The following is an 8,858-nucleotide window of genomic DNA, read 5'->3' on the forward strand; positions in this document are numbered from 1 at the left end:
AGGCGCCCCACCAGCCGCCCACCCCTTGGAATCATTCATCTCGACCGACGGCACGGGAAAACCCGGTGCGCCCGGGGCCGGAATCGTGGATCATCTTCGGCATGGAGACACTGCGTCGGGCGACCGCCCACGACGCCCGTGTGGTCGCCGACCTGTGGTTGCGATCCTTCGCCGCCGCACTGCCCACCGTGTCCCGGGCGCACACCGACGACGAGGTGCGCGCCTGGTTCGCGGCCGTGGTCGTGCCCGGCTGTGAGACCTGGCTGGCGCAGACCCACGATGGACGGCCGGTGGGCGTCATGGCGCTGGACGGGTCCGACCTCGACCAGCTCTACCTGGACCCCGATCATCGGGGACGCGGCCTGGGCGACCGGTTCGCGGACCTGGCCAAGGAACGCCGACCCGATGGTCTGGACCTGTGGTGTTTCCAGGTCAACGAGCCCGCACTGCGCTTCTACGCCCGGCACGGCTTCGACGAGGTCGAACGCACCGACGGCGCCGGCAACGAGGAACGCGAACCCGACGTCCACCTGCGTTGGCGCCCCTGAGGGCGAGCCATTCGCGCCCTGGTCGCCTCAACTCGGCCGACTGCTCTCGATGGTCTCCTTCAACGCCCGGGTCCGGTGCGACAACCGCTCCATCTCCCGTAGCAGCGACTCCGGTACGTCCCCCGAGAGCACCCCTTCCTCCGCGATCGCCCGCGCCCGGTCCAGGATCCGCCACGCCGCCACCGGGTTGGGCACCGCCAGGATCTCGGCCAGCAGGATCGTCGCGCGCAGCCGCCCCGACCGATGTCGCAGTCCGCGATACCCCTCGATCGCCACCCGCGCCAGCTCCTCGGCCTCCGCGAGCCGACCGGCCCGCCGCAACGACTCCGCGGCCCGGCGGTGCGCCCGCGCGTGCCACCACCTGTCACCGAGCTCCTCGAACCCCCGAGCGGCCCGCAGGAACTCCTCCTTGCCGTCGCCCCCGCCGTGATCCAGCAGCGCCTCGCCCAACACCAGGCAGGTGCGCCACCGCCCCCAGTCATCGCCGATCTCCTCGAACGTGCGCTCGGCCTCGCGCAACCGTTCGATCCGGCGCTCCACCTTCCAGGTGTCCCGCAACCGTCCTGCCCGCCCCAACGGCCACCGCGACGGCTCGGGCCGGGCGCAACGCTCCGCGTACTCCGGGTACCCCTCCACGAACAGCGCGCGCACCTTGGTCTCCTGCCGGGCCCGCCATCGCGGGTCTCGCGCCCGCGACCCGCGATCTCGCGCACGCCACGGCGCGAGCAACAGTTCGCACTCCCCGGCCTCCCGATTGAGGTCCCGTGTGGACAACTGACCCAATGAACGCAGGAAGCGCGCCCGGTACCAGTACTCGTTCGACGCCCGGCTCAGCTGCTCCAACCCCTCGGACAGCACGAACCAGGCGTTGAGCGTGAACCCGCGCAGCCGCAACACCTCACCGCGCTGCAACTGCACCCGCGACGACAACTCGGGCAGGTCCCGCGAACCTGCGATCAACGCCTCCGCCTGGAAGAGCAGTTCGTAGGCCCGCTCCAGGTGACCCTGGAAACGGTCCACCTCGGCCAGGTTGCACAAGGTGCGCGCCGTCCACCACGGATCGTCGTGCTCCTCGAAGATCCGTCTGGCCACCTCCAGTTCGTCCCGCCCGTCGTCCAGGTCGCCCCTGCGGTACAGGTTCACCCCGATCGCCCGGTGCGCCCGCGCGAGCCGGCGCGGATCCACCGCCGGCTCCACCCCCTCCAACACGTGCAGGGCGGTCAGCGCCCGCTCGTACCCGGTGTCGTGGTCCCCGTGCCCGCCCGCCACCTCGGCCCGCTCCAGCAACGCCACACCGTAGGCCGACGGATCCTGTGACTCCAGGGCCAGAACGGTGGCCTCCTGGGTGGCGAGGCGCATCGCGGACCAGTGTCTGCGCCCGGTCCGGCACAGCACGGCGAACGCCCGCCGCAACCGTTGACCGTGGACGATGAGCCCAGGGTCGACCGGCTCACCGGTCCGGCCCGGCCTGGTCTTTTGGAAGCACACCTCGAACCCGCGTCGCTCGGACTCCAACCAGGCCAGGGGGTCGTCCGGGGCGGGGGCCATGCGGGAGCGGTCGGCCGACTCGGAAGGGTCGGCGGGCGCGACAGCCACGTTCCACTCGTGCGGGGCGGCACGCCGGGCCGCGGCCTCCGCACGGCGCACGTAGGCGGCCAACAACCGCCGTTCCGCGGTCCTGAGCCGCTCCGCCGACCAGTCCGGTCGTTCCTCCTCGGGGATCCCCAACAGGTTCGGGCCCTCGCCCCGCAGGGTGGCCCGGACCCGGTCGTGTAGCTGGAAGCGCCTGAACCCGGCGCTGCGATACAGGTAGGTCAACAGGTACCGGTCGCTCAGGTTCTCCAACATGCCCATGGCCTCCTCCTCGTCGGAATCGACCAGGGCGGCGGCCGCCCACGCGGTGAAGGTGGTCAGCCCGGCGCCCGCCAACCGGCCCAGCAGCAACCGCTCCCGGGGTTCGCACTGTTGCAGACCGAAGGCCAGGGAGGAGGACAGCCCGGGCAGCAGTTTCGACTCGCGCATGTCCGTCAAAAGCGCGGCGGCGCTCGTGGAGTTGCTGCGGGTGATCTGCGTTCCCACCTGCCGGATCGCCAGCGGCAGACCATGACAGGCCTCGACCAATCCGGGCAGTGCCGCCCGGTCCTCCTCGGTCAGGGCGCGCCCCGAGGCCGAGACCAACCGCTCGATCAGCTCCAGCCCCTCCTTGTCGCTGAGGGTGTCCAGCGGGCGCTGGATCATGGAACGGTCGGCGCCGGCGAACGTGGTGCGGCCGGTGACGAGCACCGCGCATCCGCGCCCGCCGGGCAGCAACGGCTCGACCTGCTTGTGGTCCTTGGCGTTGTCCAACACCAGGAGCAGTCGGCGTTCCTCGGTCGCGGTCCGCCACATCCCCTTGAGTTCCTCCAACGAGGCGTCCTCGGTGGGGTGCCGGCCCATCTCCTTGACCATCTCGGCGAGGACCTCCTCGGGCGCTCGCGGCGAGCGGCCACCCGCCGGGCCCTGGAGTGCGGCGCCGTACAGCTCGAACTCCATCTTCCCGTCGGGGAAACGGTCCGCGACCCGGTCGGCGATCTGCACCGCGAGCTCGCTCTTGCCGGTGCCGCCCTCACCGGTGATCGCGATGACCAACGGACCACGTGAGTCGTTTCCCCGACCCGGACGAGGAAAGCGGTCCACCAGGCTCCGGGCACCGGGTCGGGGGAAACGGTCGAACAGGGCCGGCAGTTCGGACATGAGTTCGTCGCGTCCGGTGAAGTGGTCGGTGGGCGGCGGCAACCGTGGGCGCAGTCGTGGCCGCGACACCGGATCCGGTTCGAGCGTCTGCGCGCGGTCCGCCCGTTCCAGGAGGGTCTGGCCGGTGACCGCGACCGTGGTGCCGAGCAACCCCGACAACGCGACCCACACCCCGGCGCCCTCCGGGAAAAGTCCGGGCACCTCCTGCAAGGCGGTGCCCGCACCCACCAGCGTGGCCAGGGCGCCGGCCAGCCCCGTGTGGGCCGGCCGCCACCGTCTGCCTGTCGGTCGGCTCACCCTGGTCCCTCCCGAACCCGCGGATCCTCCTGCCACGCCGGGCCTTCGGTGTTCGTGGCCCGGCAGAGAACCGATCCTTGTGCGGTGGGACGGACGGTGTCCAGAGCGGGGGAGAGCCGCCCGGCGACGTTCACCGATTGCTCACCCCGCGTACACCGTCAGGGCGGTGGGTGTCGGCGCCGGTGTTCCCGGAACCTCCTGCTTCCTCGCTCCCGAATCGGCCTCCCGCAGTGCGTTCGGGCGACACGCCCCCCCACGAAACACAAGAATCCATCACCCAGTGTGAGGATTTCATCGCGGAAGGCGACGAAGATCGAAGGTGGTCGGATCACGCACGTTCGAACCACCCACTCACGAAAGGTCGAGCGCGATGGCCACGTTCCTCTACCACCTGGGTAAGTTCTGCTACCGGCACCGATGGTCGGTGCTCCTGGCCTGGGTGGTGCTCGTGGCGGCGTTGGGCACGGCCGCGTTCGTCTTCCGGGCCCCCGTCTCCGACTCCTTCTCCATCCCGGGCACCGAATCCCAGGACACCGTGGACGCCCTCCAGGAACGCTTTCCCGAACGTAGCGGAGGGCAGGCCACCGTCGTCCTCCAGGCACCCGAGGGAGAGGAGGTCACCTCCCACACCTACGAGGAGGCCGTGCGCGACACCGCCGCGCACATCGAGGACCTCGACGGAGTCGAATCGGTCACCGACCCCTTCGACCTCCACGACCAAGGCCACGAAACCGCTTTGGAGAGCGACGAACTGCGCGCCACGATGGTGGAACAAGGGATGCGTCAGGCCCGTCAGGAGTACGACTCCGAGCTGTCCGACGCCGAGGACGAGGCGGTCGAACAGGCGCGCTCCGCCGCGGAGGCGCAGTTCCCCGAAGGCGCCCCCGGCCGTGACGACGCACTGGAACAGGCCGAGGAACAGGCGCGCGAACAGGTCCGGGACCAAGCGCCCGCGTTCGACGAGGACCAGGTCCGCCCCCGGGTGGAAGCCGAGGTCGACCGCGCCATCACCGAAGACGACCTGCCCGCCGAGGCCGATGAAGAGCTCGACGAACAGGTCTGGGAACAGATCCCGGTCGTCTCCGAGGACGAGAGCACGGCCCTGCTCACCGTCCAGTTCACCGACCCCGACGGCAGCGTGCCGCCCCGGGTCGTGGACGAGTTGCTCGACAGCGGGGCCCAGGCCGAGGCCTCCGGTCTCACCGTGGAGTACAGCGGACAGTCCATCACCGCGGCACAGGTCGCCGGTGTCAAGGGAGGCGAGGGCGTCGGTCTGGTGGTCGCCCTGATCGTCCTGGTGGTCAATTTCGGGGCGATCGTCGCGGCGGGTATCCCCCTCCTCATGGCCCTGGCGGGTGCCGGCGCCGGCATGGGCCTGCTCTACGCGCTCTCCCGAGTCCTGGAACTCACCAGCACCGCCCCTCTACTGGCGCTGATGCTGGGGTTGGCCGTGGGCATCGACTACAGCCTGTTCGTTCTGGCCCGACACCGCCAACAACTCTCCGACGGCATGGATCCTCAGGAATCCACGGGCCGCGCCATCGGTACCGCCGGCAGCGCCGTCACCTTCGCCGGTATCACGGTCGTGATCGCGCTCCTGGGCCTGAGCATCGTGCGGATCCCCTTCCTGACCGTCATGGGTGTGGCCGCGGCGATGACCGTGGCCTTCGCCGTCCTGGTGGCGCTCACCCTGCTCCCCGCCATCCTGGGCCTACTGGGATCCCACCTGAACACGGGCCGAGTGCCCGTCCTGGGCAGGCGTGCCCAACGAGCCCTGACCGCCGAATCGACCCTGGGCTCCCGCTGGGCCGGCGTGATCACCCGACACCCACTGCCCATCACCGTCGCCGTGCTCGTCGTGCTGGGCCTGACCATGCTCCCGCTCTTGGGCATGCGACTGGGCCTGCCCACCGACGAGTCCAGCGCCCCCGACAGCACCCAGCACCGGGCCTACGACATCATCACCGACGAGTTCGGGGAAGGACACAACGCCCAGTTCCTGGTGGTGGTGGAATCGCCGGACACCGACGACGCCGACCGGGTCCGGGAAAACCTGGAGGACCTCGACGGCGTCGACGAGGTACGGCCTCCGCTCCACAGCGACGACGAGGACACCGCCATGGTCGTGGCCGTGCCGCACGAGGGCCCCTCGGCGGTGGCCACCGAGGACCTGCTGCACGAGATCCGCGACGCCCGGTCGGGCTGGGAGGACGACACCGGCGCCGAGATCTCCGTGACGGGGGCGACCGCGACCAGCATCGACACCTCCGAACGCCTCTCCGAGGCCATGCCCCTCTTCCTCATCGTCGTGGTGGGCCTGGCCCTGATCCTGCTGATGCTGGTCTTCCGCTCCATCCTGGTTCCGGTCAAGGCCGCGCTGGGCTTCGTGCTGAGCATGGGTGCGGCCCTGGGCGCCACCGTGGCGGTCTTCCAGTGGGGTCAGGGCGCCGACCTGCTGGGCGTCACCCCCACCGAAACGTTGCTGTCGTTCCTGCCCATCGTCTTGATCGGTACCTTGTTCGGGCTGGCCATGGACTACGAGGTCTTCCTGGTCAGCCGGATGCGCGAGGACTTCGTGCACGGGGGCGAGGCGCGCCACGCCGTCGTGACCGGGTTCCGGGCCAGTGCTCGCGTCGTGGTGTGCGCGGCGGTCATCATGATCGCGGTGTTCGCCTCGTTCGTGTTCAGCGACAACACCACCATCCAGCCGGTCGCCTTCGCCCTGGCGGTCGGTGTGCTGGTGGACGCCTTCCTGGTCCGGATGACGCTGGTCCCCGCGGTCATGGCACTCTTCGGGAAGGCGGCGTGGTGGCTACCGAAGTGGCTGGACCGGGCGCTGCCCGACGTCGACGTCGAAGGCGCTCGCCTTCGTCCCGACAACGGCGGGACAGCGACGAGGGGGCGCGAGCGGCCGGAGCGAGGGTGAGCACGTCCCGGCACGTCGGCCCAGCCCTCCGCCGGGCCACACCGTCCCGCCCGTGGACGCCCCGCACGCCCGTCGACCACCGGCGATTCAGGATCGGTGGGTGCTCACAGAGCCTCGCGCGGATCCGTGGGCACCGGGTTCTTCTTCAGGATCTGCGGGTAGAGTCCGTCGGCCGCGCGCAGGGCCTCGGCCGCCCTGCGCTTGAGCGGGTCGGTGGAGTCCACGTTCAGCAGGATGGCGTTCGCCCTGGTCACCCTCGGCACCCCCTTCTCCCCGTCGCCCAGCAGCATCTCCAGGTGCCCCAAGGACACCAGGGCCCCCGCCAGCCCGGACCAGGTCCGGGGTGCGTGGCGGTCGAGCAGGAGGTTGCGCACGGTCAGCGCCGCGTTCGCGTGCAGGAGGGTCTCCTCCAACGACTCGGAGTCGGCCCGCTCCTCCTGCGCCGCCCGCACCGTGGCGTTCACCCGGGCGACGACCACCTCGTCCAGGGCCGAGGCGTAGGCGTCGGCGAGCTCGGGGGCGTCCCGGATCAGTGCCTCGAAGTCCTGGTCGGGAATGAACTGCTGGAGCAGCGCGAGCGCCTCCGCCCCCGCGTCGACCGCGTCCTCGAAACGGCCCAGCTCGATGAGCGCCCTGCCACGCATCCGCGACGCCATGGCGATCTTCAGGACGACCTCGCCCGAGGCCCGAGGCGCGCCCAGGGATTCGGTGGCCCGACGGTACTCGTCCGAGGCCGCTTCGAAGAGGATCTCGGCCCGCGCGAACTCGTCCTGGTCCAGGTGGGCGTGTGCCCGATCCATCAACTCGTCGGCCCCGTCGTAGAAGCCAGGCGGTACGGACGAGGGTTCGAAAACCCCTGAATCCTCCGGGCCCTGAGCGGACCGTCCGAGCCCGGAGGAATCGGCCGCACCCGAGGTCTCCGAGACCTCCGCAGGATCGGCCTTCTTCTTCCAGCGTCCGCCGAACCAGCGAGCCACCCTGCCACCTCGTTTCGTCTCCTTCGCGTCCTGTCCGACCACGGGGACGGCCGGGGAGCGGAGCACGGCGCGAACCCGCCGCCACACCCTATGCCAGGGCGGACCGCCTTCCGGGGCCGCGTCTCGGGGCCCTCCGCCGGGCGCCCCTCATCCGCCCGACACCAGTTCCTCCACCACCGCGACCACCCTCGCCCGCGCCTGCCCCGACAACCCGCGGACGGGGGAGGGCAGGCTCGGCCCGCGCACCAGGCCCAGGTGTTCGGCGACCACCGCGACCACGCGCAGGCTTCCGTGCTCGGCGAACAGGTCCCACAACGGTCGCAGCCGCTCGGAGGCCGCCACCGCGCCCGCCGCGTCACCCGCACGCGCGGCGCGGCCGATCGTCAGGCCCGCCTCGGGAAGAATTCCGCCGATCACCGAGTACCAGGCCTCGCACCCGGCGTTCAGCCCGGTCGCGGCGAACGGGTCGCCGGAGACACCGATGGTCACGTGCTCGGGCAGTAGCTCCCGCAAGCGCCCCACCCGTTCGCTCGCCGCCCCCGGATCGACCGGCACCCCGGGGATCTTGATCGAGGCCACCCCCGCAAGCTCCGCCACCGCCAGGTACAGCTCGTCGGTGAAGGTGAAACGGGTGGTGCCGGGGTTGTCGTAGACCACCAACGGCACCGACAGCTCCCGGGTCACCTCCTCGTACAACCCGAACACGTCCTCCGGGGTGAGCGGCTGGTAGGACACCGGTGCGAGCAGCACCGCCGACATCCCCGCCGCCTGCGCGTCCTCGGCGTGGGCGAGCACGTCCCGGGTCCGCATCGCACCGATGCCCACCATGACCGGAACGTCCCCCGCCGCCTCGACCGCCATCCGAGCCACCCGGGCGCGTTCCTCCCGACTCAGGTAGGCGTACGAACCGGTCGACCCGAGCGGGGCGATGGAGTCGACCCCGGCCGTGACCAGGCGGTCGACCAGACCCACGAACGCGGCCTCGTCGACCTCGCCGCCAGGGGTGAACGGGGTGAGCGGAAAGGCACTGAGGCCGGTGAACTCCATCGGGCTCCTTCGAAGAGATCCGTCGACTCGGAGGCGAGAGCGCCTCCACCCGGTCCATTCTGAGGCCGCTCGGTGGTCACCCGGACTGCCGGCCGGCATACGGACACGCCCCCTTGGGGAGCCCCGGCGCCCTCCCCACAAGGCAGGATGTGTCTTATGGAGACGACCCCTCGAACCGACCGGTGGAACGCCCGTTCTCTCCTACCCCCGCCCCTACCGGGCCCGGCGCCGCTGTGCCAGGCCTGGGCGGACGTCGTCTTCGTGCACTGGCGGGTGGAACCCGAGGCCGTGGCGCACCTGCTCCCGCCCGGGACCAGCCCGGACACCCTC

At 71.0% G+C, this 8,858-nt stretch carries 6 protein-coding genes; 3 read left to right on the plus strand and 3 right to left on the minus strand.

The genetic code is table 11. From position 1 onward, the window contains the following. The first annotated feature begins 101 nt into the window (after positions 1 to 101). Complete coding sequence (locus tag NLI01S_RS24585) at positions 102 to 548, plus strand: GNAT family N-acetyltransferase (protein ID WP_067609265.1); 447 nt, start codon at positions 102 to 104, stop codon at positions 546 to 548. Between the two features lie 27 nt (positions 549 to 575). On the opposite strand, the gene NLI01S_RS24590 is transcribed toward NLI01S_RS24585, so the two are convergent. Then, on the minus strand, positions 576 to 3,578 hold the full coding sequence (locus tag NLI01S_RS24590; protein WP_067609254.1) for a tetratricopeptide repeat protein: 3,003 nt from the start codon (positions 3,576 to 3,578) through the stop codon (positions 576 to 578). 370 nt (positions 3,579 to 3,948) lie between these two features. Between NLI01S_RS24590 and NLI01S_RS24595 the strand changes: the two genes are divergently transcribed. Continuing rightward, a complete protein-coding gene (locus NLI01S_RS24595; RefSeq protein WP_067609256.1) occupies positions 3,949 to 6,504 on the plus strand; it encodes an MMPL family transporter in 2,556 nt (851 codons plus the stop codon). A gap of 104 nt (positions 6,505 to 6,608) precedes the next feature. Here the strand turns inward: NLI01S_RS24595 and NLI01S_RS24600 are convergent, their stop codons facing one another. Both NLI01S_RS24600 and NLI01S_RS24605 read right to left on the minus strand, forming a co-directional pair. Continuing rightward, positions 6,609 to 7,481, minus strand: coding sequence for a tetratricopeptide repeat protein (locus tag NLI01S_RS24600; protein ID WP_157091132.1), 873 nt, complete (start codon positions 7,479 to 7,481; stop codon positions 6,609 to 6,611). A 147-nt stretch (positions 7,482 to 7,628) separates the two neighbouring features. Further along, positions 7,629 to 8,528 (minus strand): dihydrodipicolinate synthase family protein, encoded by a 900-nt coding sequence (locus tag NLI01S_RS24605; RefSeq protein ID WP_067609262.1) that lies wholly within the window; start codon positions 8,526 to 8,528, stop codon positions 7,629 to 7,631. 156 nt (positions 8,529 to 8,684) lie between these two features. On the opposite strand from NLI01S_RS24605, the gene NLI01S_RS25465 reads away from it, so the two are divergent. Continuing rightward, a partial coding sequence (locus NLI01S_RS25465; RefSeq protein ID WP_190318586.1) for a DUF2071 domain-containing protein occupies positions 8,685 to 8,858 on the plus strand: 174 nt, incomplete at its 3' end.

Origin of the sequence: Nocardiopsis listeri NBRC 13360 (assembly GCF_001570765.1) — a bacterium.
Classification (GTDB): Bacteria; Actinomycetota; Actinomycetes; order Streptosporangiales; family Streptosporangiaceae; genus Nocardiopsis; species Nocardiopsis listeri.